Raw genomic sequence first — 24,218 nt, 5'->3', positions numbered from 1 at the left:
GCTTACGGTGTCCACTCTCTCATGAATTTACCATTGCTTATTTTGGCTGCAGGTGATAAAATTATTCTGTTTGGTATTGAAAGATATCACAGCCTAAAGCACATGGTGTTTTAGAATGAGTGGGAGGATACATCGTATCCGGCTACCACATCACGGACGAAGGAGGTGTGTCGCGTGGCTAAAAGAGTCGAGAAGGTTGTAAAACTTCAAATTCCGGCTGGTAAAGCGAACCCGGCACCACCGGTAGGCCCAGCGCTTGGTCAAGCCGGTGTGAATATCATGGGATTCTGTAAAGAATTCAACGCTCGTACACAAGAGCAGACAGGAACAATCATTCCTGTAGAAATCAGTGTCTATGAAGACCGTTCGTTCACTTTTATTACGAAAACTCCGCCAGCTCCTGTGCTTCTTAAAGAAGCAGCTGGAATCAAGGGCGGTTCCGGTGAGCCTAACCGTAACAAAGTCGGTTCAGTAACCCGGGATCAGGTTCGTGAAATTGCTGAAACGAAAATGCAGGATTTGAACGCATCTGACGTTGATTCAGCAATGCGTATGGTTGAAGGAACAGCCCGCAGCATGGGCTTAAACGTTGAAGACTAATTGAAAGATTTGCCTTGCTGAAGGTTGTGTGGACGCCTCTGACGCTCTTGCCGAAGAGACGGCTCGCAACCTTTACTAGTGGGAGGTCTTACCGTTAAACCACAACAAGGAGGAAAAACAATGCCTAAAAGAGGTAAAAAATACCGCGAGGCGGCGCAGCTCATCGACCAGGAGCAGCAGTACAATGCTGAAGAGGCGATTGAGCTTGCAAAGAAAACATCGATCGTAAACTTTGATGCAACGGTAGAAGTGGCGTTTCGTCTTGGAATTGATCCGCGTAAAAACGATCAGCAGATCCGTGGCGCGATTGTACTTCCAAACGGAACAGGAAAAAGCCAGCGCGTGCTTGTTTTTGCTAAAGGCGAAAAAGCTCAGGAAGCAGAAGCAGCCGGCGCTGATTATGTAGGAGAAGAAGATCTCGTGAACCGCGTGCAGCAAGGATGGTTTGACTTTGATGCAGTGGTGGCTACTCCTGACATGATGGCCCAGGTAGGGAAATTGGGCCGTACTCTCGGACCAAAAGGCCTTATGCCTAACCCGAAAACTGGTACGGTTACGATGGACGTTACCAAAGCTGTTGAAGAAATTAAAGCAGGTAAAGTGGAATACCGTGTCGATAAGTCCGGTAATATCCATGCGCCAATCGGCAAAGTATCCTTTGATACTGCAAGCCTTGTGGAAAACTTCAATACAGTAGCTGATGCGCTTCAAAAAGCGAAGCCGGCAGCTGCTAAAGGAACGTACATGAGAGGCGTTGCTGTAACGACTTCCATGGGTCCTGGCGTAAAAGTCAGCACTTCTTCGTTGAAATTCGCATAAATTAAACCGTAATACTTTGTTTGCCGGCAGCTCCCGGGCGGATCCTGAAAAAGTTCTTGACCCGGGTGCTGCTTCCATTTATACTAAATGACGGATTAGCCAACAATTTTATATTGTTGCCGCAGACAGCAGGAGTGCATGGCACTTAAACATCCTGCCGAGGTACCATTCCTATACATTGAACGCTCTAAGGCGTTTTACGGGAGTAGTTTCTTCGTGTCTGCTAAATGAGACAGGAAGATTTTTTGTGTCTGCGGTGGCAGGCGGCAAACAATAAAGAATGGCAGGAGGTGGAACGGATGAGCAAAGTAATCGAACAAAAGCAGGCGGTTGTTGATGAAATCGCGGCTAAGCTGAAAGACAGCGTATCGACTGTACTGGTAGACTATCGCGGTCTGGACGTAGCGGAAATCACAGAGTTGCGTGCGCAGCTTCGTGAAGCAGACGTTGATTTTAAAGTATATAAAAATACAATGGCGCGTCGTGCGGCAGAAGACGTGAATCTCAAAGACGAGTTGAACGAACACCTGGTAGGTCCTACGGCTATTGCGACAAGCAAAGAAGACGCAGTAGCTCCTGCGAAAGTATTGTACAATTTCGCTAAGGATCACGAAGCGCTGGAAATCAAAACGGGTGTTATTGAAGGCAGCGTTGTTTCCCAGGAGCAGATCAAGGAATTGGCAAGCCTTCCATCCCACGATGGACTTGTGGCTATGCTGCTTAGCGTTATGCAGGCGCCAATCCGTAACTTCGCACTGGCTACAAAAGCAGTGGCAGAACAAAAAGAAGAAGAGAGCGCCTAACCAACCGGCGTTTAGCTCGGCTTAAATATTAATATTAAGAGGAGGATTATCCATGAGTAATCAAGAAATGATTGATGCAATTAAGGAAATGTCCGTTCTGGAATTGAACGACCTAGTAAAAGCAATTGAAGAAGAATTCGGCGTAACAGCAGCTGCACCAGTAGCAGCTGGCGGTGGCGGCGGTGAAGCCGTTGAGGAAGAGCAAACAGAATTCGACGTAGTACTCGAAAGCGCTGGTTCTTCTAAAATCAACGTCATCAAGGTTGTCCGCGAAATCACCGGCCTTGGCTTGAAAGAAGCTAAAGCATTGGTAGACGGAGCTCCTGACACGTTGAAAGAAGGCGTATCTAAAGAAGACGCTGAAGAAATGAAAGGTCAACTCGAAGAAGCAGGCGCTTCCATCGAATTGAAGTAATATTTGTATAAACTCATCCGCACCTGTGCGGGTGAGTTTTTTGTTGCAATAAACTGGCTGTCCCTGCTATGATAATATTCCAATAATCAGAACGGAGCGATACTATGAGCGGGGAACAATATTTTCATACAAATCCAAACGCGGCGAGCAATGAAAAAGTCATTTATGCAGAGCTTAGAGGCAGAGACTGGTCGTTTATTACAGACAGCGGGGTGTTCTCGAAGCAAACGGTGGATTTTGGTACAGCGACACTGCTTGAAGCCTTTGAGTGGCCGGACATAGACGGAGATATTGTAGATATTGGCTGTGGCTACGGTGTAGTAGGAGTTACCCTCGCTAAGGAAACTTCCCGGAACATTCTGCTTTTTGATATCAATCAACGTGCCGTAGAGCTGGCCGGGAAAAACATCCAGCGGCACCAGGCCGGGAATGCGGAAGCGGCGGAGAGTGATTTATTTAGTGCCTATAAGAGTGAAGCGGCGGCAGTTTTGACAAACCCGCCTATCAGGGCTGGAAAGAAAGTAGTGCACCGGCTGTTTGAAGAGGCTTACGAAGCGCTGAAGCCGGGCGGTGAATGCTGGATTGTCATTCAAAAAAAGCAGGGGGCCCCTTCAGCGAAGGAAAAGCTTAATGAGCTGTTCCCGGTAGTAAAAAATGTGAAAAAGAATAAAGGCTATTATATTTTTCGTGCGCGTAAGTAAATAAAACAGCACCATCATAAGTTGACGGTGCTGTTTTGATATGGTATTATAATTTAATGCGTATAAGTATCCGTGCGCATCAAACTACATGTAACATTCTACTTATTAAATCAGGTGATACCGTAAGATGTATCATCCATTTCTTTTCTATTTGCCATTTCACGGCTGGGCTGAATTACGGTTGCAGCAAGCTTATCCACTAAAACGAGAACGCTTGTGCTTTTGATTCCTTCTTATTCTAACACACTCGAATGAGAAATGGGAGAATCGATCGTAATAAGTATTAGGAAACACAATTCCATTTAAAATAATCAACATAAGTCAGGGAGAAGCCATCAGTGTTCTCAAACTGGCTATTCGGTTTGTGAAACTTTTTAACGGCGGCGTGTGTGCGGGCTGTTCTTTGTGTTCTGATTCACGGGCGCTTTTAATCAGAATAGAAAGAGCCGTCCGTCTATATGACGACGCGTCTCTGCATTTATCATTATTTAGCTATATTACCGATAATTGCCTTGGAAAAACGCTTGTTTTTAAAACAGGCGGATATCATGCGAGATTTGAGGGGTGAATCTGTTGTCAAGTCAACTTATTCAATTTGGACGTCACCGCCAGCGGAGAAGCTATGCCCGAATCAATGAAGTGTTGGACCTTCCAAACCTCATTGAGATTCAGACGGCTTCTTATCAATGGTTTCTAGATGAAGGTATTCGCGAAATGTTTCAGGACATATCGCCGATTGAAGATTTTACCGGAAACTTGGTGCTTGAATTCATCGATTATAATTTAGGAGAGCCTAAATATCCGATTGACGAATCAAAAGAACGCGATGCTACGTATTCTGCACCGCTCCGGGTCAAGGTTCGCCTGATGAACAAAGAGACCGGCGAAGTAAAAGAGCAGGAAGTATTTATGGGTGATTTCCCGCTTATGACCGACACAGGTACTTTTGTGATAAACGGGGCTGAGCGTGTTATCGTCTCCCAGCTCGTACGTTCACCAAGCGTATATTTTAATAATAAAGTAGACAAGAACGGTAAGCGCGGCCATACCGCAACCGTTATTCCGAACCGCGGCGCGTGGCTCGAGCTTGAAACAGATGCAAAAGATGTCGTTCACGTTCGTATTGACCGCACCCGGAAAATTCCGGTTACAGTGCTCCTTCGCGCACTTGGGTTTGGGTCCGATCAGGAGATTATCGATCTTCTGGGTGAAGACCAGTACCTGCGGAACACACTCGAAAAAGATAATACAGAAGGCAGCGAAAAAGCCCTTCTCGAAATTTATGAACGTCTCCGCCCTGGGGAGCCGCCAACAGTGGATAGCGCGAAAAGTTTATTAAACACGCGCTTCTTTGATCCAAAGCGGTACGATCTCGCAAATGTCGGGCGTTATAAAATGAATAAGAAGCTTCACATCCAGAATCGTTTATTCAACCAGCGCTTAGCCGAAACGCTTGCTGACCCAGAAACGGGAGAGGTTATTGTCGAGGCGGGCACGATGCTCGACCGCCGGACACTGGACCGCCTGATGCCGTATCTGGAAAACAATCTTGGATTTAAACGCTACACCGTTTCCGGCGGAGTAGTGGAAGATGCAGATTTGGATGTACAGTCTATTAAGATTTATGCAGATGACGGTCAGGGCGAAGACCGTGAAATTAACGTAATCAGTAACGGAAATATTGATCATGATACGAAGAATATTACTCCTGAAGACATGATTGCTTCGGTTAACTATTTCTTCAATCTTCTTCACGGCGTCGGCCGGACAGATGACATCGACCACTTGGGCAACCGTCGTCTTCGTTCCGTCGGAGAGCTGCTCCAGAACCAATTTCGTATTGGGCTTTCCCGTATGGAGCGTGTCGTGCGTGAACGTATGTCCATTCAGGATCCAAGCTCCATCACACCGCAGGCGCTTATCAATATCCGCCCGGTAATTGCTTCTATTAAAGAGTTTTTCGGAAGCTCGCAGCTTTCGCAGTTTATGGACCAGACCAATCCTCTGGCTGAACTGACGCACAAACGCCGTCTGTCAGCGCTTGGACCAGGTGGTCTGACCCGTGAGCGTGCCGGCTTTGAAGTCCGTGACGTTCACTATTCCCACTACGGGCGCATGTGTCCGATTGAAACGCCGGAAGGCCCGAACATCGGTCTGATCAACTCCTTATCCAGCTATGCCAAGGTAAATAAATTCGGCTTTATCGAAACAGCTTACCGCCGTGTAGATCCGGATACGGGAGTGGTTACCGAGCAGTGTGACTACCTTACTGCCGATGAAGAAGATAACTACGTAGTCGCTCAGGCGAACGCTTCCCTTGCTGAAGACGGCACGTTTGCCGATGACGAAGTTATTGCCCGTTTCCGCGGAGATAACACGATCGTTCCGAAAGAAAAAATCGACTACATGGACGTATCGCCAAAGCAGGCAGTTTCTGCTGCAACAGCTTGTATTCCGTTCCTTGAAAACGATGACTCCAACCGGGCATTGATGGGAGCAAACATGCAGCGCCAGGCAGTGCCGCTTCTTGAGCCGGAAGCACCTCTTGTAGGTACCGGCATGGAATACGTTTCAGCAAAAGATTCAGGTGCTGCTATCATTGCCCGTCATAAAGGCGTAGTTGAGCGCGCCTCCGCACGTGAAATCTGGATCCGCCGCATTGAAGATGTAGACGGAAAAGAAGTAGAAACGGATATCGATAAATACCGGATGATGAAATACGTTCGTTCCAACCAGGGAACAAGCTACAACCAGCGTCCGATCGTTAAAGACGGAGACCGTATTGAAAAAGGCGAAGTACTTGCAGACGGTCCATCGATGGACAACGGGGAAATGGCATTGGGCCGTAACGTGTTGACCGCCTTTATGACCTGGGACGGCTATAACTATGAGGACGCCGTTATTCTAAGCGAACGGGTCGTAAAAGACGATGTCTATACTTCCATTCACGTCGATGAATATGAGTCAGAAGCCCGCGATACGAAGCTCGGTCCGGAGGAAATCACTCGCGATATTCCAAACGTCGGCGAAGAGGCGCTGAAGGACCTGGATGACCGCGGTATTATCCGCGTCGGTGCGGAAGTGAAGGACGGCGACATTCTTGTTGGAAAAGTAACGCCGAAAGGCATGACAGAGCTTTCTGCAGAGGAACGCCTGCTTCACGCGATCTTTGGGGAAAAAGCCCGTGAAGTACGGGATACTTCGCTTCGTGTGCCTCACGGGGCAGACGGCATTGTACTCGACGTAAAAATCTTTAACCGTGAAGACGGAGATGAACTTCCACCAGGAGTGAATCAGCTTGTCCGGGTATACCTCGTGCAGAAGCGTAAGATTCACGAAGGGGATAAAATGGCCGGCCGTCACGGAAACAAAGGTGTTATTTCGCGTATTCTTCCAGAAGAAGATATGCCTTACCTGCCGGACGGAACACCGATTGATCTCATGCTGAACCCTCTCGGGGTGCCTTCGCGTATGAACATCGGACAGGTGCTTGAAATGCACCTGGGCATGGCGGCCCGCTCCCTGAACCTTCATATGGCAACACCGGTATTTGACGGCGCCCGTGAAGAAGACGTTTGGGAAACCATTCAGGAAGCCGGCCTCGCCCGGGACGGAAAGACCGTTTTGTATGACGGACGTACAGGGGAAACCTTTGACAACCGTATTTCGGTCGGGGTTATGTATATGATCAAGCTTGCCCACATGGTGGACGACAAGCTTCACGCCCGTTCCACCGGACCCTACTCCCTCGTTACCCAGCAGCCGCTCGGTGGTAAAGCGCAGTTCGGCGGCCAGCGCTTCGGGGAAATGGAAGTATGGGCCCTTGAAGCGTACGGCGCAGCTTATACACTGCAGGAAATTCTCACGGTTAAATCCGATGATGTTGTCGGCCGTGTGAAGACGTACGAAGCGATTGTTAAAGGGGAAAACGTGCCGGAGCCTGGTGTTCCCGAGTCGTTTAAGGTTCTGATTAAAGAGCTTCAAAGCCTTGGCATGGACGTAAAAATGCTTTCGAGCAATGAAGAGGAAATCGAAATGAAAGAGCTCGATGACGAAGATGAACAACCCGGAGATAACTTGAATCTTAGAATCGAGTCCACGGAAAACGCATAAGGTCTCATCGGTAAAACGGAGAACACGGGGTGTCTAATTAAAAGCTTTTCGGCTTTTTGTAGGCACCTCTTGTCCCTCTTTCAGCCATGCCACCTTTAAAGATTGAAAGGGAGGTCGACCTCTTGATAGACGTCAATAACTTTGAATATATGAAAATTGGACTTGCCTCTCCGGAAAAAATTCGTTCCTGGACCCACGGCGAAGTGAAAAAGCCAGAAACGATCAATTACCGGACGTTAAAACCGGAAAAAGACGGGCTGTTCTGCGAGCGTATTTTTGGTCCGACCAAGGACTGGGAATGCCACTGTGGTAAATACAAGCGTATTCGCTACAAAGGCGTAGTCTGTGACAGATGCGGAGTAGAAGTTACCCGTTCGAAGGTGCGCCGGGAACGTATGGGCCACATTGAACTCGCAGCTCCGGTATCTCACATTTGGTATTTTAAAGGTATTCCGAGCCGTATGGGACTTGTCCTTGATATGTCCCCGCGTTCACTCGAAGAAGTTATTTATTTTGCTTCCTATACAGTTACAGACCCGGGAGAGACACCGCTTGAATACAAGCAGCTGCTTTCCGAAAGAGAGTACCGTGCGTATTACGATAAGTACGGCAAAACCTTCTCTGCTCAAATGGGCGCAGAAGCCATCCGTAAGCTTCTTCAGGATATTGATCTTGAAAAAGAAGTGCACGGCTTAAAAGGTGAACTCGAAACAGCGCAGGGCCAGCGCCGTACCCGTGCAATCAAGCGTCTGGAAGTGCTTGAAGCTTTCCGTCACTCCGGTAACCATCCGGCATGGATGATTCTCGATGTGCTTCCGGTTGTTCCACCGGAGATCCGTCCGATGGTTCAGCTTGACGGCGGCCGGTTTGCCACATCTGATCTGAACGATCTGTACCGCCGCGTTATCAACCGGAACAACCGTTTGAAACGCCTTCTTGACCTGGGAGCACCGAGCATCATCGTACAGAACGAAAAACGGATGCTTCAGGAGGCTGTCGACGCCTTGATCGACAACGGGCGCCGCGGCCGTCCAGTTACTGGTCCCGGCAACCGTCCGCTAAAATCTCTTTCTCATATGCTTAAAGGGAAGCAGGGACGTTTCCGTCAGAACCTTCTCGGTAAACGTGTCGACTATTCCGGCCGTTCTGTTATCGTGGTCGGGCCGAGCCTGAAAATGTATCAGTGCGGACTGCCTAAAGAAATGGCTCTTGAGCTGTTCAAGCCGTTTGTAATGAAAGAACTCGTGAACCGGAGCCTGGCACACAATATTAAGAGTGCAAAACGGAAGGTAGAACGCGTGCATCCGGAAGTGTGGGACGTGCTTGAAGACGTTATCCGTGAACACCCGGTTCTTCTGAACCGTGCCCCGACGCTTCACCGCCTTGGTATCCAGGCGTTCGAACCGACGCTGGTCGAAGGGCGCGCCATCAAGCTTCACCCGCTCGTATGTACAGCGTATAACGCTGACTTTGACGGGGACCAGATGGCCGTACACGTTCCGCTATCAGCAGAAGCACAGGCAGAAGCACGCGTGCTCATGCTTGCAGCGCAGAACATTCTGAACCCTAAGGATGGTAAACCGGTTGTTACACCGTCCCAGGACATGGTGCTTGGAAACTATTATCTGACCCTTGAACGTGAAAACGCGATGGGTGAAGGTTCTACTTTTAACGATATAAAAGAAGTGCTCACTGCTTACCAAAACGGCTATGTGCACCTGCACACCCGTATTGCTCTGCCGGTGCGTGCGTTAAATAAAACAAACTTCAGTGAAGAAGAAATGAGCAAGCTCGTTTTAACAACGCCAGGAAAGCTCATTTTTAATGAAATACTGCCGACGTCGTTCCCTTACGTGAACGAGCCGACAGCATTAAACCTTGAACAGGAGCTCCCAGAAAAATATGTAGTTCCTAGTACGACAGATGTAAAAGAAGAATTTAAAAACCGCGAACTCATCCAGCCGTTTAAAAAAGGCTTCCTGGGTGACATCATCGCAGCGGTGTTTAAAAACTTCCAGATCATCGAAACATCGAAGATGCTTGACCGTATGAAGGATCTTGGCTTCCATTACTCCACAAAAGCAGGAATTACGGTTGGTATTTCCGATATTGTCGTGCTTCCGGACAAGCAGGATGTGCTCTCGGATTCTGAAGACCAGGTTTCGAAGGTAATGAAACAATTCCGTCGTGGTCTAATCACTGAAGAAGAACGCTACGATAAAATCATCAGCATCTGGGGCAGTGCCAAAGACGTCATTCAGGAAAAGCTTATGGGCACGCTTGATATACGGAACCCTATCTTTATGATGAGTGACTCCGGTGCCCGTGGTAACGCATCAAACTTTACCCAGCTTGCAGGTATGCGCGGACTGATGGCCAATCCATCGGGACGAATCATCGAGCTTCCGATTAAATCGAGTTTCCGTGAAGGTCTTACTGTGCTTGAATACTTTATTTCCACGCACGGTGCGCGTAAAGGTCTTGCCGACACAGCGCTTAAAACTGCCGACTCGGGTTATCTGACCCGTCGTCTTGTGGACGTGGCCCAGGACGTTATCATCCGTGAGGATGACTGCGGCACCGACCGCGGACTCTCGGTAGCGACGCTTCGTGAAGGTAACGAAATCATTGAAAAACTTCAGGACCGCCTAATCGGCCGTGTAGCCTTTGAAACAGTGCGTCATCCTGAAACGAACGAAGTACTGGCTCAAAAAGGCGAGCTTCTGAATGAAGATTCGGCCCGTATTATTGAAGAAGCCGGCGTCGAAAAAGTCGTTATTCGCTCTGTCTTTACGTGCGATACGCATCACGGTGTCTGCAAAAAATGCTACGGCCGTAACCTTGCTACAGGAGCCGACGTTGAAGTGGGCGAAGCAGTAGGAATTATCGCTGCCCAGTCTATCGGTGAACCGGGCACGCAGCTTACAATGCGTACGTTCCACACAGGCGGCGTAGCCGGGGATGACATTACCCAGGGTCTTCCTCGTATCCAGGAGCTTGTTGAAGCCCGTAATCCGAAAGGTCAGGCTGTCATTTCCGAACTCTCCGGCGAAATTGTCGATGTGAAGGATCTGACGGACAAAAAAGAAATTACGGTGCAGGGCGCGCTTGAAAGTCGCTCCTATACAACTCCTTATGGTGCCCGCCTCCGCATAGGCATAGGAGATCAGGTGGAAGTTGGCCAGGCTCTTACTGAAGGTTCGATTGATCCGAAAGAACTGTTGAAGGTAACCGGACTCGACCAGGTACAGCAGTATCTTCTGAAAGAAGTTCAGAAGGTATACAGCATGCAGGGCGTTGAAATTGGCGACAAGCACATTGAAGTAATGGTACGTCAAATGTTCCGTAAAATCCGGATTACCGATTCCGGTAATACAGATGCTCTGCCTGGCAGTCTGGTGGAAGTGCATGCGTTTGAAAAAGCAAACCGTGAAGCACTTCAAAAACACCATCAGCCAGCCGTCGGCCAGCCGGTCATTCTTGGTATTACGAAAGCATCGCTTGAGACGGACTCCTTCCTTTCGGCCGCTTCGTTCCAGGAAACGACAAGAATTCTTACGGACGCAGCGATTCGCGGCAAGCGCGACGAGCTTTTAGGTCTGAAAGAAAACGTTATTATCGGGAAACTGGTTCCGGCCGGTACAGGCATGCAGCGTTACCGCAGCCTCGAACAGGTTCTCCCGGAAGAAGCCGTTCAGGAAATGCAGGAATCGGGCGAAGAAGTATATTCGTCGGAATGAAATAGTGTTGACATCGCAAAAACGCGGTGATATGCTATCTAAGGTGCGTTAAGCTCCTGTGCTTTGGAGGATGAATGATGTCTTATGAAAAAGTAACACAGGCTGACGAAGTTTTAATTGGAACTAAACAAACGCTTAAAGCGATTGAACATGGCACAGCTTCCGAAATCATTGTGGCAGAAGATGCCGCTGCAGAAATTCAGCAGCGCATTCTTAAAGCAGCAAATGAAAGCAGTGTTTCCATCCAGTTTGTCGATTCGATGAAAAAACTTGGGAAAGCTTGCGGAATTGATGTAGGAGCGGCTACGATCGCTTTAAAAAAGCAATAACGAGTTTTTGCTGGTGGGATTTCGGATCTCATCGGCAAAAACTTTCATTTTGCTTATCAATGAACCACCTGGAACGGTGGTCTTGAAATAACTTAGTCGGAAAGGAGGAAAACAACTATGCCAACTATTAATCAGCTGGTTCGTAAAGGCCGTCAGATGAAGACTAAAAAGACTGACTCTCCGGCATTGAACCGAGGTTACAATAGCTTGCGTAAAATCCCAACAGATCAAAATGCTCCGCAAAAACGTGGTGTATGTACTCGTGTAGGCACACTTACCCCGAAGAAACCAAACTCGGCTCTTCGTAAGTACGCACGTGTGCGCCTGACTAACCAAATCGAGGTTACAGCATACATCCCTGGTATTGGACACAATCTCCAGGAGCACAGCGTAGTATTGATCCGTGGAGGCCGTGTTAAGGACCTTCCTGGTGTGCGTTATCACGTTGTTCGTGGCGCTCTTGATACTGCCGGTGTACAAAACCGTATGCAAAGCCGTTCCAAATACGGAACCAAGCGCGGAAAGAAAAAGAAATAATAACAGCTCGTTCATAATATAAAGAAAGGAGGAGGATTTATGTCTCGTAAAGGACCAGCACCACGCCGTGATGTTCTGCCTGATCCTATTTATAACTCCAAGCTTGTTACACGCATGATCAACCGTGTAATGAATGATGGTAAAAAAGGAAAAGCGCAAAATATCCTATACAGAGCATTTAACCTCGTGCAGGAGCGTTCCGGTCAGGAGCCGATGGAAGTTTTTGATCAGGCTATGAAAAACGTTATGCCTGTATTGGAAGTAAAAGCCCGCCGTGTAGGGGGAGCTAACTATCAGGTTCCAATTGAAGTTAAACCAGACCGTCGTACGACTCTGGCGCTTCGTTGGATCGTAAGCTACGCTCGTCTTCGTGGAGAAAAAACCATGGAAGAGCGTCTTGCAAATGAAATTCTTGATGCTTCCAACAATACAGGATCTGCTGTTAAGCGTCGTGAAGATACTCATCGTATGGCTGAAGCAAACAAAGCGTTTGCTCACTACCGCTGGTAAGCACTACCGCGGAAAATACTACTTTGATGAATGGAAGGAGAAAGAAAGTCCATGGCACGTGAATTCTCCTTGGAAAAAACCCGTAATATTGGGATCATGGCTCACATTGATGCTGGTAAAACGACAGCAACAGAGCGTATCCTTTATTACACGGGTCGTATCCATAAAATTGGTGAAACCCATGAAGGTGCTTCTCAAATGGACTGGATGTCGCAGGAACAAGAGCGTGGTATTACTATCACCTCCGCTGCGACGACAGCCCAATGGAAAAACCACCGTATCAATATCATCGACACTCCCGGCCACGTAGACTTTACCGTAGAGGTAGAGCGTTCCCTGCGTGTGCTTGACGGAGCTGTGGCTGTATTGGATGCTCAGTCCGGCGTGGAGCCGCAGACAGAAACTGTATGGCGCCAGGCAACTACCTACCATGTTCCACGTATTGTTTTTGTTAACAAAATGGACAAGGTAGGCGCGGATTTTGTTTATTCCTTAAGCACACTGACAGAGCGTCTCGGCGCGAATGCTCAGGCAATTCAGCTTCCAATCGGTGCTGAAGATGACTTTCAAGGAATTATTGATCTTATCGAAATGCAGGCTTACTACTACCTTGATGATCTCGGAACCCGTGCAGAAGCACGTGAAATTCCGGAAGAGTATCAGGCACAGGCGCAGGAATACCGCCAGAAGCTGGTGGAAGCTGTATCAGAACTCGATGAAGATCTTATGATGAAATATCTTGAAGAAGAAGAAATCACAAATGAAGAACTCAAACTGGCAATCCGTAAAGGAACGCTGAACGTTGAGTTTTATCCAGTACTTTGTGGTTCTGCCTTTAAAAACAAAGGCGTTCAGCTTATGATCGACGCTGTTCTCGACTATCTTCCATCTCCATTGGATGTTCCTGCTATTAAAGGTAAATATCCGGATTCGGAAGAAGAGGAAGAGCGCCCGGCAGACGACAACGGGAAGTTCTCTGCACTGGCCTTTAAAGTGGCCACAGACCCTTATGTCGGTAAGCTGACCTTCTTCCGTGTGTATTCTGGCACACTCAGTTCCGGGTCGTACGTCAAAAACTCCACGAAAGACAAACGTGAGCGCGTCGGCCGTATTCTTCAAATGCACGCAAACTCCCGTGAAGAAATTTCAACGGTATATGCCGGTGATATTGCAGCGGGCGTCGGTTTGAAAGATACGAGCACCGGTGACACACTTGTGGCAGAAAAAGACAACATCGTGCTTGAATCAATGGACTTCCCTGAACCGGTTATCTCCCTTTCTGTAGAGCCGAAGTCGAAAGCGGACCATGACAAAATGAGTATCGCTCTCGGAAAGCTTGCAGAAGAGGATCCGACCTTCCAGACAGAAACAGACGAAGAAACCGGACAAACGATCATCAAAGGTATGGGTGAGCTTCACCTTGATATTATCGTTGACCGTTTGAAACGGGAATTCAAAGTAGAAGCAACTGTAGGTGCCCCTCAGGTATCCTATCGTGAAACAATCCGCCAGGAGGCTAACTGCGAAGGTAAATTCGTACGTCAGTCCGGTGGACGCGGTCAGTACGGACACGTTTGGGTTAAATTTGAGCCAAACGAAGAAGGCGCCGGCTTTGAATTTGTAAACAAAATCGTCGGCGGTGTGGTACCTCGTGAGTATGTACCTTCCGTGCAGTCCGGTATTGAAGAGTCCCTTCAAAGCGGTATGCTCGCCGGTTATCCGGTCATCGACGTAAAAGCTACTCTTTTTGACGGTTCCTATCACGATGTCGACTCTAACGAGATGGCATTTAAAGTTGCGGCTTCCATGGCTCTGCGTGAAGCAAAGCAAAAATGTAAGCCGGTACTGCTTGAACCGTTAATGAAAGTAGACATCGTGGTTCCAGAAGAATACATGGGCGACGTCATGGGTGATGTAACATCCCGCCGTGGCCGTGTAGACGGTATGGAAGCACGGGGCAACTCTCAGGTTATCCGGTCATTTGTACCGCTTGCTGAGATGTTTGGGTACGCTACGACTCTTCGTTCCAATACGCAGGGCCGCGGAACGTATTCCATGTTCTTCGATCATTACGAAGAAGTGCCAAAAAGTGTTTCTGAAGATGTTATCAAGCAGGCAACAGGACAGTAAAAATCCGGCAGCCTGATGATTGTATGCATGACCGATTTATTGTAAGCTAAGGTAGGGCGTTTACTGATAGCAGCGCCCGCCTGGCTGCTATATAACATTAATTACCTGAAATAAAGGGAGGACAATTATAATGGCAAAAGAAAAATTCGACCGTTCGAAAACGCATGCGAACATTGGTACTATCGGTCACGTTGACCATGGTAAAACAACTTTGACCGCTGCGATCACAACGGTACTTCACAAAAAATATTCCCGCGGAACGGCTATGGCTTATGACGCAATCGACGGTGCACCTGAAGAGCGTGAGCGTGGAATCACGATCTCTACTGCACACGTAGAGTACGAAACTGATTCCCGTCACTATGCACACGTTGACTGCCCAGGTCACGCTGACTATGTTAAAAACATGATCACTGGTGCAGCTCAAATGGACGGAGCGATTCTCGTGGTGTCCGCAGCTGACGGCCCAATGCCTCAGACTCGTGAGCACATCCTGCTTTCCCGTCAGGTTGGTGTACCATCCATCGTTGTTTTCTTGAACAAAGTTGACATGGTAGACGACGAAGAGCTTCTCGAACTCGTAGAAATGGAAGTTCGTGACCTCTTATCCGAATACGACTTCCCTGGTGACGATGTACCAATCATCAGCGGTTCTGCTCTGAAAGCCCTCGAAGGCGACGAAGAGTACGAAAACAAAATTCTTGAACTGATGGAAGCTGTAGACAACTACATTCCAACTCCAGACCGTGACAAAGACAAGCCATTCATGATGCCTGTAGAGGACGTATTCTCTATCACAGGCCGTGGTACAGTTGCAACTGGCCGTGTTGAACGTGGCGTTCTTAACGTTGGGGACGAAATTGAAATCATCGGTATCGATGAAGACTCCCGCAAATCCACAGTTACTGGTGTGGAAATGTTCCGTAAGCTTCTTGACTATGCAGAAGCTGGCGACAACATTGGCGCGCTTCTGCGTGGTGTGTCCCGTGATGACATCAAACGTGGCCAGGTTCTTGCAAAGCCAGGTTCGATTACTCCACACACTAACTTTAAAGCAGAAGTTTATGTACTTTCCAAAGACGAAGGTGGACGTCATACTCCATTCTTCTCTAACTACCGCCCACAGTTCTACTTCCGTACTACGGACGTAACTGGTATCATCCAGCTGCCTGAAGGCGTTGAGATGGTAATGCCTGGCGATAACGTAGAAATGACAGTTGAGCTCATCAACCCGATCGCTATCGAAGAAGGAACTAAGTTCTCTATTCGTGAAGGCGGCCGTACAGTTGGCGCCGGCGTTGTTTCCACTATCCAAAAATAATCACCCGATTATTCTCCTCTAATGCTGAAAAGCATTAGAGGTTTTTTATTTCTTCCATATTAATTAGGGCTCTTAAAGATAAAAGAGAAAAAGGGGGAGGTATATCGAGATTTTTTTGAAAAAACCCTTGCGTAAAAGGCGAACGATCACTATAATAGATGAAGTGTGACCATGGGAGACATAGAAATACTTCTATATCCACCCACGGTCAGGCGATGATGCGGAAGGTTGCTGACACACCCGGGTCCATTGCCATGACCAGGTGTGAGGAAATTTTCGCGGAGTATGTCTGTAAAATCGGACGAGAAGGAGGGCTTTTAATGGCAGCTAATGAAAAAATTCGTATTCGTTTAAAAGCGTATGATCACAGAGTGTTGGATCAATCCGCTGAAAAGATTGTAGACACGGCAAAACGTTCTGGTGCAGGTGTTTCTGGACCGATTCCATTGCCAACAGAGAAATCTGTTTATACAATTCTTCGTGCTACGCACAAATTTAAAGATGCTCGTGAGCAATTTGAAATGCGTACACATAAACGTTTAATCGACATTTTAACGCCAACGCCGCAAACGGTAGATTCGCTTATGCGTTTAGATCTACCATCGGGTGTAGACATCGAAATCAAATTATAATAACAAATATATGAAAATCAAAATTTATTAGGAGGTGTGACTCATGGCCAAAGGAATCTTGGGTAAAAAACTCGGCATGACGCAACTGTTTAAAGAAAACGGCGAACTGCTTCCAGTTACGGTCATTGAAGCAGAGCCAAACGTTGTGCTTCAAAAGAAAACTACTGAGTCCGATGGATACGAAGCTATTCAGCTAGGTTTCCACGACAAAAAAGAAGCACGCGTAATCAAACCGGAAAAAGGACATGCTGAGAAAGCAAATACGACCCCCAAGCGCTTCGTTAGAGAAATCCGCGGGACAAACCCAGAGGATTACGAGGTTGGTCAAGAGGTCAGTGTAGCAACATTTGCAGAAGGAGATATCGTAGACGTCACTGGAAAATCCAAAGGGAAAGGGTTCCAGGGTGCCATCAAGCGCCATAACCAATCCCGCGGACCAATGACGCACGGCTCCCGTTTCCACCGTGCCCCTGGTGCGATGGGTGTTATCGACCCTAACCACGTATTGAAAGGCAAAAAGCTCCCAGGACGTATGGGTAACAACACGGTTACAGTACAAAACCTGGAGATTGTTAAAGTAGATACCGAGCGCAACGTGCTTTTAGTTAAAGGCAATGTTCCTGGTGCGAAACGCAGCTACGTAACAGTACAGAACGCTGTGAAAGCAAACACTGAAAAAGCATAATAGAAAGGAGGGCGCAAGATGCCAACAGTAGATTTACTAAACCAAACCGGTTCCCGCGTAGGAGATATCGAATTAGCAGACACTGTCTTCGGTATTGAACCAAATGAGCACGTTCTGTATGACGCAGTAATCATGCAGCAAGCATCGTTACGACAAGGAACGCATAAAGTGAAAAACCGTTCCGAACGCCGCGGTGGCGGACGCAAGCCATGGCGCCAAAAAGGCACAGGCCGGGCCCGTCAAGGTTCCATCCGTTCCCCGCAATGGGTGAAAGGTGGTATCGTGTTCGGTCCAACGCCAAGGTCTTACGGCTACAAGCTTCCGAAAAAAGTTCGCCGTCTGGCTATCAAATCAGCACTTGCAAGCAAAGCACAGGAAAATGATCTTGTCGTGCTTGATGAGCTGAAGTTTGATGCTCCAAAAACGAAAGAGATGGTTAAAGTACTTTCTTCTCTTTCCATTGATACGAAGGTATTGATTGTTACCGGCAACGACGATGAAACCGTCGGTCTGTCTGCACGCAATCTTCCTAACGTAACATTCCTCACGGCAGGCAGTGTAAACGTCCTGGACGTTGTGAAACATGACAAATTGGTTATGACACAGGACGCCGTGAAGAAAGTAGAGGAGGTGTTCGCATAATGGAAGCACGTGACCTAATTAAAAAACCCGTTATTACAGAACGCTCCGCTGACTTGATGGACGAAAAGAAATACACGTTTGAAGTAGACGTGAAAGCTAATAAATTCCAAATCAAAAACGCGGTTGAAGAAATCTTTGATGTTCAGGTAGAGAAAGTAAATACAATGAACAAAAAAGGTAAATTCCGTCGTTTTGGCCGTCATGAAGGGTATAAACCCAACCGTAAAAAAGCGATCGTGACGCTTACAGCAGATAGCGAAGATATTGAATTCTTCGAAGGTGCTTAATTAACAAATAGATACGAAGGAGGGTAATGAGCATGGCTATCCAAAAGTATAAACCGACCACAAACGGCCGCCGTCACATGTCGGTAAACAAGCACAGCGAAGTCACTTCAGAAACACCAGAGCGTTCGCTGCTTGAACCGCTTCACAAAAAAGGCGGTCGTAATAACCAGGGTCGTATGACCAGTCGTCACCAGGGCGGCGGGCATAAACGTCAATACCGTGTTATTGACTTTAAACGTAATAAAAACGACGTACCAGGTAAAGTTGCTGAGATCGAGTATGACCCAAACCGTTCAGCAAATATCGCGCTTATCAACTACGTTGATGGCGAAAAACGGTACATCCTTGCTCCAAAAGGGTTGAAGATTGGCCAGGAAATCATGGCTGGTTCGAGTGCAGATATCAAACTTGGTAACGCATTGGACCTTCGTGATATTCCGGTAGGTACTGTTATTCATAACATCGAATTGAAGCCGGGCCGCGGCGGACAGCTCGTTCGTTCCGCTGGCGCAGAAGCCCAGGTTCTCGGTAAAGAAGGTAAGTACGTACTCGTGCGTCTTCGTTCCGGTGAAACCCGTCTAATCCTAGCTTCCTGCCGTGCAACTGTCGGTCAGGTTGGAAACGTAGAGCATGAACTGGTGAACATCGGTAAAGCCGGACGTTCCCGTTGGTTAAACAAACGTCCACACGTTCGTGGTTCCGCAATGAACCCTAGCGATCACCCACACGGTGGTGGTGAAGGCCGTGCGCCAATCGGACGCGTTGCACCTGTATCCCCTTGGGGTCAGCCTGCAGTTGGCTACAAAACAAGAAAACGCAATAAAGATTCCAATAAATATATCGTACGGGGCCGTCGCCGTAATAAGAAAAAATAATAAAAAGATGAAGCTGCGGTTCTCCGGAATCGCAGGTTAATCGCGAAAGGAGGTTCTCTCATGGGTCGTAGTTTAAAAAAAGGACCTTTCGTCGACTTGCACTTGATGAATAAAATCGAGAGATTAAACGATTCGAACAATAAAGAAGTTATTCGCACCTGGTCACGCCGTTCCACAGTATTCCCGGAATTCGTCGGCCACACGATTGCAGTGTACGACGGACGCAAGCACGTACCTGTTTATGTATCTGAAGATATGGTAGGCCATAAGCTTGGTGAATTCGCACCAACAAGAACGTTTAAAGGCCATAAAAATGACGATAGAAAAACGAAAAGATAAGACCTGAGGGGAGGTAAAGAAACATGGAAGCAAAAGCAGTAGCAAAGCAGATCCGTATCGCCCCCCGCAAGGCTCGTCTTGTGATAGACCTAGTCCGGGGAAGATCCGTCGGAGAAGCTATTGCCATCCTTAAGAACACGCCAAAATCGGCGTCTCCGATTGTTGAAAAAGTTATCAACTCTGCTATCGCCAACGCAGAGCACAACTATGAGATGGAACCAGAAAATCTTTACATCAGCCAAGCATTCGTAGACGAGGGAGTAACACTCAAGCGTTTCCGTCCACGGGCAATGGGGCGCGCAAGCCGCATTAACAAACGTACGAGTCACATTACTGTAATCGTCGAAGAAAAAAAGGAGGGATAACGCGTGGGACAAAAAGTTAATCCTATCGGACTTCGTGTTGGAGTCATCCGTGATTGGGAATCGAAATGGTATTCGGAAAAAGAATACGCGACTTTGCTTCATGAAGACTACAGAGTGCGCCGTCACATCGAAACGAAGCTCGTTGACGCTTCTATTTCTACTGTGGAAATCGAACGTGCGGCAAACCGTGTAAATATTACGATCCATACTGCGAAACCAGGAATGGTTATCGGCCGCGGTGGTTCGGAAGTGGAAGCACTCCGTAAAGACTTGAACAATTTGACTAACAAACGGGTGCACATTAACATTGCAGAAATAAAGCAGGCAGACATGGATGCCCGTCTCGTAGCGGCAAACATTGCCCGCCAGCTTGAAAATCGTATTTCTTTCCGTCGTGCAATGAAACAGTCTATTCAGCGTACGATGCGCGCAGGAGCAAAAGGTATCCGGACAGAAGTAAACGGACGCTTAGGCGGCGCAGACATCGCCCGCTCTGAAAGATACAGTGAAGGAACAGTACCTCTCCATACGTTGCGTGCAGATATTGATTACGGAACTGCAGAAGCAGATACAACGTACGGTAAACTGGGTGTAAAAATCTGGATTTATCGCGGAGAAGTCCTTCCAACGAAAGGAACGAACAAAGAGGAAGGAGGCAACTAATATGTTATTGCCAAAACGCGTAAAGTATCGTCGCGAACACCGTGGCAAAATGAGAGGCCGTGCAAAAGGCGGCAAAGAAATCACCTTTGGCGAGTACGGACTGCAGGCAGTGGAAGCTTCCTGGATCACGAACCGCCAGATCGAATCTGCACGTATCGCTATGACTCGTTATATGAAACGTGGCGGTAAAGTCTGGATCAAAATCTTCCCGGACAAGCCATATACAGCGAAGCCCCTAGAAGTCCGCATGGGTTCCGGTAAAGGTTCTCCTGAAGGCTGGGTAGCCGTTGTAAAACCAGGAAAAATCATGTTTGAAATTGCCGGGGTTAACGAAGAAATTGCCCGTGAGGCTTTGAGACTTGCAGCTCACAAGTTACCGATTAAAACGAAATTTGTGAAACGCGAAGAAGTGGGTGGTGAGGCAAATGAGAGCTAATGAATTGAGAGATTTAACCACAGTAGAAATCGAAGACCAAACAAAAAGCCTGAAAGAAGAACTTTTTAACCTTCGTTTTCAATTAGCGACTGGTCAGTTGGAAAATCCCGCCCGCATCCGTACTGTAAGAAAAGATATTGCACGTGCCAAAACCGTGTTGCGTGAACGTGAACTCGGGATGAACAAAGGCTAAAAGGAAAAGGAGGTTAAACCACTATGGCTGAAGAACGTAACAACCGTAAGGTTTATAACGGCCGCGTGACATCCGATAAAATGGATAAAACGATTGCTGTTGTTGTTGAAACTTATAAAAAAGACCCGTTGTACGGCAAACGTGTCAGAGACTCCAAAAAGTTTAAAGCCCACGATGAAGAAAACACTGCAAAAGTTGGCGACATCGTCCAGATCATGGAAACCCGCCCGCTTTCGAAAGACAAGCGTTTTCGTCTCGTAAAAGTAATAGAAGAATCAGTTATTCTTTAAATCGTTTTTAAAGAAAGGAGGTACCGTGACCTATGATCCAACAAGAATCACGCTTAAGAGTAGCGGATAACTCTGGTGCCCGCGAAGTACAGTGCATAAAAGTTTTAGGCGGTTCCGGCCGTAAAACGGCTAATATCGGTGATATGATTACATGCTCTGTCAAACAAGCAACACCAGGGGGCGTTGTCAAAAAAGGCGAGATCGTTCAGGCAGTTATTGTACGTTCCCGCAGCGGCGTGCGCCGTCCAGACGGTTCTTACATTCGCTTTGACGAAAACGCAGCTGTAATCGTACGTACGGACAAAGGACCACGTGGAACACGTATCTTTGGCCCAGTAGCAAGAGAGCTTCGTGATGAGCAGTATATGAAAATTATCTCCCTTGCACCGGAAGTTCTGTAATACAAATATCATGCGAAGTCGTGATGTCCCGTTAAGGAGGTGCGAAAATGGCCCAAAATAAGCTTCATGTTAAACAGGGTGAAAAAGTAAAAGTAATCAGCGGCAAGGATAAAGGCAAAGAAGGCGTTATCCTTAAAGCAATGCCTGCACAGGAACGTGTAATCGTCGAAGGTGTTAACATCGTGAAAAAACATGCGAAGCCTTCTCAGGAAAACCCACAAGGCGGTATCTTAAACCAAGAAGCTGCCATTCACGTATCAAACGTTATGCCGCTTGATCCGAAATCCGGCGAACCAACACGTGTTGGTCACAAAGTGGAAAACGGCAAAAAAGTACGTGTCGCCAAAAAATCAGGTGAAGCCCTGAACTAAGTAAGACAAAGGACGAGAGGAGGTCACACGAATGAACGCTTTAAAAGAAAAGTATCAAACATCAATCGTACCGAGTCTGCACGAGAAATTCGACTACTCTTCCGTAATGGGAGTACCGAAGGTTGATAAAATTGTTATTAACATGGGTGTCGGGGAAGCAGTACAAAACCCTCGCTCATTGGATAAAGCAGTAGAAGAGCTGGAAGCAATCAGCGGGCAGAAGCCTTTGATTACAAAAGCAAAACGTTCTATTGCAGGATTTAAACTTCGTGAAGGTATGCCAATCGGTGCAAAGGTAACTTTGCGCGGAGCACGTATGTATGACTTCCTGGAGAAATTAATTCACGTCACGCTTCCACGTGTCCGTGACTTCCGCGGGGTGTCAAACAAAGCATTTGACGGCCGTGGCAACTACACACTCGGTGTGCGTGAACAATTGATCTTCCCGGAAATTTCCTACGATCAGGTAGAAAAAGTTCGCGGAATGGACATTGTTATCGTTACTACTGCTTCGACAGATGAAGAATCTTACGAGCTGCTCGATCAAATGGGCATGCCGTTTCAAAAATAAATTATTCGCGTAAACGCCGGCAGGCGCCGGCGCACGACCCCGTAACTGGGAGGGAGGTATTCAAATGGTCATGACAGATCCGATTGCTGATATGCTTACTCGTATCCGCAACGCAAACATGGTGAACCACGAAAAAGTAGAATTTCCTGCATCGAATCTCAAAAAAGAAATCGCTGAAATCCTCAAGCTGGAAGGTTTCATCCGCGACGTTGAATATGTTGATGATAAAAAACAGGGAATGATCCGCTTATTCTTAAAAGCAGGTACGGAAAACAAGAAAGTCATTTCCGGTATCAAACGTATCAGTAAACCAGGTCTCCGTGTTTATGCAGGATCCAACGAGGTTCCTAAAGTGCTGGGCGGACTTGGTATCGCAGTAATTTCTACATCTAAAGGCGTTATGTCTGATAAAGAAGCAAGAAAACAAAACGTTGGCGGCGAAGTACTCGCATACGTTTGGTAATAAAATCGTTATAAAGAACGGAGGTGTGCAATATGTCTCGTATTGGCCTGAAACCAATCGAAATTCCAGAATGCGTCACAATCGCTAAAGACGGAAATACAGTTACAGTTAAAGGACCAAAAGGTGAATTGAGCCGTGATCTTCACCCGGTTATTACTGTGAATATTGGAGAGTCGGAAGTGACTTTTGAACGCCCTTCTGACAATAAAACGTACCGCTCGCTTCATGGTACGACCCGAAGCCTTGTAAACAACATGGTAGAAGGTGTAACAAAAGGGTTCGAAAAGAACCTCGAGCTCGTCGGCGTAGGTTATCGTGCGCAGAAGACTGGTGAGAAGTTAGTGTTAAACGTTGGTTACTCCCACCCGGTAGAATTTGTTTCCGAGGAAGGAATCGATATTGAAGTACCTTCCAACACGAAAGTAACCGTCCGCGGTATTGATAAAGAACGCGTTGGGGCAGTAGCTTCCAACATTCGCTCTGTGCGTCTTCCTGAACCTTACAAAGGCAAAGGAATCCGCTACGAAGGTGAAGAGGTTCGCCGCAAAGAAGGTAAAACGGGTAAATAATCGGTTAATTAACATCGCAACAAGCACGAAAGGAGGAACTGTACGATGGCTCAAGCAACAAGTTATGAAAAACGTAAGAAACGCCATATGAGTATCCGCCGTAAAATCAGCGGCACACCAGAACGTCCTCGTCTGAACGTTTTCCGTTCTGCAAAGCATATCTATGCGCAGCTGATTGACGACGAAGCAGGAGTGACTCTGGCAGCAGCATCGACAATGGAGAAAAATTCCGGAATCGAAAATGGCGGCAATAAAGAGGCAGCCCGTAAAATCGGGGAAACTCTCGCCAAGCGTGCTACCGAAAAAGGCTATGACACAGTCGTTTTTGACCGGGGTGGATTTGTTTATCACGGCCGTGTTCAAGAACTCGCTGAAGCAGCCCGCGAGAACGGACTAAAATTCTAAAAAGTAAGGGAGG

General features: G+C 47.4%; 29 protein-coding genes and 1 other annotated feature. All 29 genes read left to right on the top strand.

Annotated features, from left to right (window positions below; translation table 11 throughout):
• Positions 1 to 174: 174 nt before the first annotated feature.
• Entirely contained in the window at positions 175 to 600 is a 426-nt protein-coding gene (rplK, locus tag ACTTK7_RS11535) for a 50S ribosomal protein L11 (RefSeq protein WP_462868236.1), read from the top strand.
• Between the two features lie 120 nt (positions 601 to 720).
• The gene (gene rplA, locus ACTTK7_RS11530; RefSeq protein WP_022794456.1) at positions 721 to 1,419 is read left to right on the top strand and encodes a 50S ribosomal protein L1; all 699 of its coding nucleotides are present in this window, start codon (positions 721 to 723) and stop codon (positions 1,417 to 1,419) included.
• A gap of 101 nt (positions 1,420 to 1,520) precedes the next feature.
• Positions 1,521 to 1,674, top strand: a sequence feature (ribosomal protein L10 leader region).
• Positions 1,675 to 1,718: 44 nt separating this feature from the next.
• Positions 1,719 to 2,222 (top strand): 50S ribosomal protein L10, encoded by a 504-nt coding sequence (rplJ, locus tag ACTTK7_RS11525; protein ID WP_462868235.1) that lies wholly within the window; start codon positions 1,719 to 1,721, stop codon positions 2,220 to 2,222.
• Between the two features lie 52 nt (positions 2,223 to 2,274).
• Positions 2,275 to 2,637, top strand: coding sequence for a 50S ribosomal protein L7/L12 (gene rplL / locus ACTTK7_RS11520; RefSeq protein WP_462868234.1), 363 nt, complete (start codon positions 2,275 to 2,277; stop codon positions 2,635 to 2,637).
• A gap of 104 nt (positions 2,638 to 2,741) precedes the next feature.
• The gene (locus ACTTK7_RS11515) at positions 2,742 to 3,338 is read left to right on the top strand and encodes a class I SAM-dependent methyltransferase (RefSeq protein ID WP_462868233.1); all 597 of its coding nucleotides are present in this window, start codon (positions 2,742 to 2,744) and stop codon (positions 3,336 to 3,338) included.
• Between the two features lie 573 nt (positions 3,339 to 3,911).
• A complete protein-coding gene (gene rpoB, locus ACTTK7_RS11510; protein WP_462868232.1) occupies positions 3,912 to 7,451 on the top strand; it encodes a DNA-directed RNA polymerase subunit beta in 3,540 nt (1,179 codons plus the stop codon).
• Between the two features lie 122 nt (positions 7,452 to 7,573).
• Positions 7,574 to 11,191 carry a DNA-directed RNA polymerase subunit beta' gene (gene rpoC, locus ACTTK7_RS11505; protein WP_462868231.1) on the top strand — a complete coding sequence of 1,206 codons (3,618 nt, stop codon included), beginning with the start codon at positions 7,574 to 7,576 and terminating at the stop codon, positions 11,189 to 11,191.
• 77 nt (positions 11,192 to 11,268) lie between these two features.
• Positions 11,269 to 11,520 (top strand): 50S ribosomal protein L7ae-like protein, encoded by a 252-nt coding sequence (locus ACTTK7_RS11500; RefSeq protein ID WP_022794462.1) that lies wholly within the window; start codon positions 11,269 to 11,271, stop codon positions 11,518 to 11,520.
• Positions 11,521 to 11,637: 117 nt separating this feature from the next.
• Complete coding sequence (rpsL, locus tag ACTTK7_RS11495; protein WP_462868230.1) at positions 11,638 to 12,057, top strand: 30S ribosomal protein S12; 420 nt, start codon at positions 11,638 to 11,640, stop codon at positions 12,055 to 12,057.
• A 39-nt stretch (positions 12,058 to 12,096) separates the two neighbouring features.
• On the top strand, positions 12,097 to 12,567 hold the full coding sequence (gene rpsG, locus ACTTK7_RS11490) for a 30S ribosomal protein S7 (protein WP_022794464.1): 471 nt from the start codon (positions 12,097 to 12,099) through the stop codon (positions 12,565 to 12,567).
• A 51-nt stretch (positions 12,568 to 12,618) separates the two neighbouring features.
• Positions 12,619 to 14,697 (top strand): elongation factor G, encoded by a 2,079-nt coding sequence (gene fusA, locus ACTTK7_RS11485; RefSeq protein WP_462868229.1) that lies wholly within the window; start codon positions 12,619 to 12,621, stop codon positions 14,695 to 14,697.
• A 130-nt stretch (positions 14,698 to 14,827) separates the two neighbouring features.
• Positions 14,828 to 16,018 carry an elongation factor Tu gene (gene tuf / locus ACTTK7_RS11480; protein WP_022794466.1) on the top strand — a complete coding sequence of 397 codons (1,191 nt, stop codon included), beginning with the start codon at positions 14,828 to 14,830 and terminating at the stop codon, positions 16,016 to 16,018.
• A 320-nt stretch (positions 16,019 to 16,338) separates the two neighbouring features.
• Positions 16,339 to 16,650, top strand: coding sequence for a 30S ribosomal protein S10 (gene rpsJ, locus ACTTK7_RS11475; RefSeq protein WP_027847395.1), 312 nt, complete (start codon positions 16,339 to 16,341; stop codon positions 16,648 to 16,650).
• 43 nt (positions 16,651 to 16,693) lie between these two features.
• Positions 16,694 to 17,335 (top strand): 50S ribosomal protein L3, encoded by a 642-nt coding sequence (rplC, locus tag ACTTK7_RS11470; protein ID WP_022794468.1) that lies wholly within the window; start codon positions 16,694 to 16,696, stop codon positions 17,333 to 17,335.
• Between the two features lie 18 nt (positions 17,336 to 17,353).
• The gene (gene rplD / locus ACTTK7_RS11465; RefSeq protein WP_091616714.1) at positions 17,354 to 17,977 is read left to right on the top strand and encodes a 50S ribosomal protein L4; all 624 of its coding nucleotides are present in this window, start codon (positions 17,354 to 17,356) and stop codon (positions 17,975 to 17,977) included.
• Positions 17,977 to 18,264: a 50S ribosomal protein L23 gene (gene rplW, locus ACTTK7_RS11460; protein WP_022794470.1), complete on the top strand. Its 288-nt coding sequence runs from the start codon at positions 17,977 to 17,979 to the stop codon at positions 18,262 to 18,264. The genes rplD and rplW overlap by 1 nt, the downstream gene beginning before the upstream one ends.
• 32 nt (positions 18,265 to 18,296) lie before the next feature.
• Positions 18,297 to 19,139: a 50S ribosomal protein L2 gene (gene rplB, locus ACTTK7_RS11455; protein WP_462868228.1), complete on the top strand. Its 843-nt coding sequence runs from the start codon at positions 18,297 to 18,299 to the stop codon at positions 19,137 to 19,139.
• A gap of 60 nt (positions 19,140 to 19,199) precedes the next feature.
• Entirely contained in the window at positions 19,200 to 19,478 is a 279-nt protein-coding gene (rpsS, locus tag ACTTK7_RS11450; protein WP_022794472.1) for a 30S ribosomal protein S19, read from the top strand.
• 23 nt (positions 19,479 to 19,501) lie between these two features.
• Positions 19,502 to 19,843, top strand: coding sequence for a 50S ribosomal protein L22 (rplV, locus tag ACTTK7_RS11445; RefSeq protein ID WP_022794473.1), 342 nt, complete (start codon positions 19,502 to 19,504; stop codon positions 19,841 to 19,843).
• A 3-nt stretch (positions 19,844 to 19,846) separates the two neighbouring features.
• On the top strand, positions 19,847 to 20,506 hold the full coding sequence (gene rpsC / locus ACTTK7_RS11440) for a 30S ribosomal protein S3 (protein WP_462868227.1): 660 nt from the start codon (positions 19,847 to 19,849) through the stop codon (positions 20,504 to 20,506).
• A 1-nt stretch (position 20,507) separates the two neighbouring features.
• On the top strand, positions 20,508 to 20,942 hold the full coding sequence (gene rplP, locus ACTTK7_RS11435; protein WP_022794475.1) for a 50S ribosomal protein L16: 435 nt from the start codon (positions 20,508 to 20,510) through the stop codon (positions 20,940 to 20,942).
• Positions 20,932 to 21,135 (top strand): 50S ribosomal protein L29, encoded by a 204-nt coding sequence (gene rpmC / locus ACTTK7_RS11430; protein WP_091616711.1) that lies wholly within the window; start codon positions 20,932 to 20,934, stop codon positions 21,133 to 21,135. The genes rplP and rpmC overlap by 11 nt, the downstream gene beginning before the upstream one ends.
• 23 nt (positions 21,136 to 21,158) lie before the next feature.
• A complete protein-coding gene (gene rpsQ / locus ACTTK7_RS11425) occupies positions 21,159 to 21,425 on the top strand; it encodes a 30S ribosomal protein S17 (protein ID WP_462868226.1) in 267 nt (88 codons plus the stop codon).
• 32 nt (positions 21,426 to 21,457) lie between these two features.
• Entirely contained in the window at positions 21,458 to 21,826 is a 369-nt protein-coding gene (gene rplN, locus ACTTK7_RS11420; protein WP_079475114.1) for a 50S ribosomal protein L14, read from the top strand.
• Positions 21,827 to 21,873: 47 nt separating this feature from the next.
• The gene (rplX, locus tag ACTTK7_RS11415) at positions 21,874 to 22,197 is read left to right on the top strand and encodes a 50S ribosomal protein L24 (RefSeq protein WP_079475115.1); all 324 of its coding nucleotides are present in this window, start codon (positions 21,874 to 21,876) and stop codon (positions 22,195 to 22,197) included.
• Between the two features lie 31 nt (positions 22,198 to 22,228).
• Positions 22,229 to 22,768, top strand: a complete 540-nt coding sequence (gene rplE, locus ACTTK7_RS11410; RefSeq protein WP_022794480.1) for a 50S ribosomal protein L5 — start codon at positions 22,229 to 22,231, stop codon at positions 22,766 to 22,768.
• A gap of 64 nt (positions 22,769 to 22,832) precedes the next feature.
• The gene (gene rpsH, locus ACTTK7_RS11405) at positions 22,833 to 23,231 is read left to right on the top strand and encodes a 30S ribosomal protein S8 (protein WP_022794481.1); all 399 of its coding nucleotides are present in this window, start codon (positions 22,833 to 22,835) and stop codon (positions 23,229 to 23,231) included.
• A gap of 32 nt (positions 23,232 to 23,263) precedes the next feature.
• Positions 23,264 to 23,800 (top strand): 50S ribosomal protein L6, encoded by a 537-nt coding sequence (gene rplF / locus ACTTK7_RS11400; RefSeq protein ID WP_462868225.1) that lies wholly within the window; start codon positions 23,264 to 23,266, stop codon positions 23,798 to 23,800.
• A 45-nt stretch (positions 23,801 to 23,845) separates the two neighbouring features.
• Positions 23,846 to 24,205 carry a 50S ribosomal protein L18 gene (gene rplR, locus ACTTK7_RS11395; protein WP_298788702.1) on the top strand — a complete coding sequence of 120 codons (360 nt, stop codon included), beginning with the start codon at positions 23,846 to 23,848 and terminating at the stop codon, positions 24,203 to 24,205.
• The last annotated feature ends 13 nt before the right edge of the window (positions 24,206 to 24,218 follow it).

This window comes from Marinococcus tarijensis (assembly GCF_054971385.1).
Note: the sequence above shows the minus strand (reverse complement) of the source record. Positions and strands in the feature narration are given on the sequence as shown.

Coding starts and splice junctions, on each gene's coding strand:
- rpsJ (WP_027847395.1), top strand. CDS start 16,339: ATGGCAGCTAATGAAAAAATTCGTATTCGTTTAAAAGCGTATGATCAC.
- rpsH (WP_022794481.1), top strand. CDS start 22,833: ATGGTCATGACAGATCCGATTGCTGATATGCTTACTCGTATCCGCAAC.
- rplF (WP_462868225.1), top strand. CDS start 23,264: ATGTCTCGTATTGGCCTGAAACCAATCGAAATTCCAGAATGCGTCACA.
- rplJ (WP_462868235.1), top strand. CDS start 1,719: ATGAGCAAAGTAATCGAACAAAAGCAGGCGGTTGTTGATGAAATCGCG.
- rplX (WP_079475115.1), top strand. CDS start 21,874: ATGGCCCAAAATAAGCTTCATGTTAAACAGGGTGAAAAAGTAAAAGTA.
- rplP (WP_022794475.1), top strand. CDS start 20,508: ATGTTATTGCCAAAACGCGTAAAGTATCGTCGCGAACACCGTGGCAAA.
- rplL (WP_462868234.1), top strand. CDS start 2,275: ATGAGTAATCAAGAAATGATTGATGCAATTAAGGAAATGTCCGTTCTG.
- rplR (WP_298788702.1), top strand. CDS start 23,846: ATGGCTCAAGCAACAAGTTATGAAAAACGTAAGAAACGCCATATGAGT.
- rplE (WP_022794480.1), top strand. CDS start 22,229: ATGAACGCTTTAAAAGAAAAGTATCAAACATCAATCGTACCGAGTCTG.
- rpsL (WP_462868230.1), top strand. CDS start 11,638: ATGCCAACTATTAATCAGCTGGTTCGTAAAGGCCGTCAGATGAAGACT.
- rplD (WP_091616714.1), top strand. CDS start 17,354: ATGCCAACAGTAGATTTACTAAACCAAACCGGTTCCCGCGTAGGAGAT.
- ACTTK7_RS11515 (WP_462868233.1), top strand. CDS start 2,742: ATGAGCGGGGAACAATATTTTCATACAAATCCAAACGCGGCGAGCAAT.
- rpsQ (WP_462868226.1), top strand. CDS start 21,159: ATGGCTGAAGAACGTAACAACCGTAAGGTTTATAACGGCCGCGTGACA.
- rplC (WP_022794468.1), top strand. CDS start 16,694: ATGGCCAAAGGAATCTTGGGTAAAAAACTCGGCATGACGCAACTGTTT.
- rplW (WP_022794470.1), top strand. CDS start 17,977: ATGGAAGCACGTGACCTAATTAAAAAACCCGTTATTACAGAACGCTCC.
- ACTTK7_RS11500 (WP_022794462.1), top strand. CDS start 11,269: ATGTCTTATGAAAAAGTAACACAGGCTGACGAAGTTTTAATTGGAACT.
- fusA (WP_462868229.1), top strand. CDS start 12,619: ATGGCACGTGAATTCTCCTTGGAAAAAACCCGTAATATTGGGATCATG.
- rplA (WP_022794456.1), top strand. CDS start 721: ATGCCTAAAAGAGGTAAAAAATACCGCGAGGCGGCGCAGCTCATCGAC.
- rplN (WP_079475114.1), top strand. CDS start 21,458: ATGATCCAACAAGAATCACGCTTAAGAGTAGCGGATAACTCTGGTGCC.
- rpmC (WP_091616711.1), top strand. CDS start 20,932: ATGAGAGCTAATGAATTGAGAGATTTAACCACAGTAGAAATCGAAGAC.
- rpsS (WP_022794472.1), top strand. CDS start 19,200: ATGGGTCGTAGTTTAAAAAAAGGACCTTTCGTCGACTTGCACTTGATG.
- tuf (WP_022794466.1), top strand. CDS start 14,828: ATGGCAAAAGAAAAATTCGACCGTTCGAAAACGCATGCGAACATTGGT.
- rplV (WP_022794473.1), top strand. CDS start 19,502: ATGGAAGCAAAAGCAGTAGCAAAGCAGATCCGTATCGCCCCCCGCAAG.
- rplB (WP_462868228.1), top strand. CDS start 18,297: ATGGCTATCCAAAAGTATAAACCGACCACAAACGGCCGCCGTCACATG.
- rpsG (WP_022794464.1), top strand. CDS start 12,097: ATGTCTCGTAAAGGACCAGCACCACGCCGTGATGTTCTGCCTGATCCT.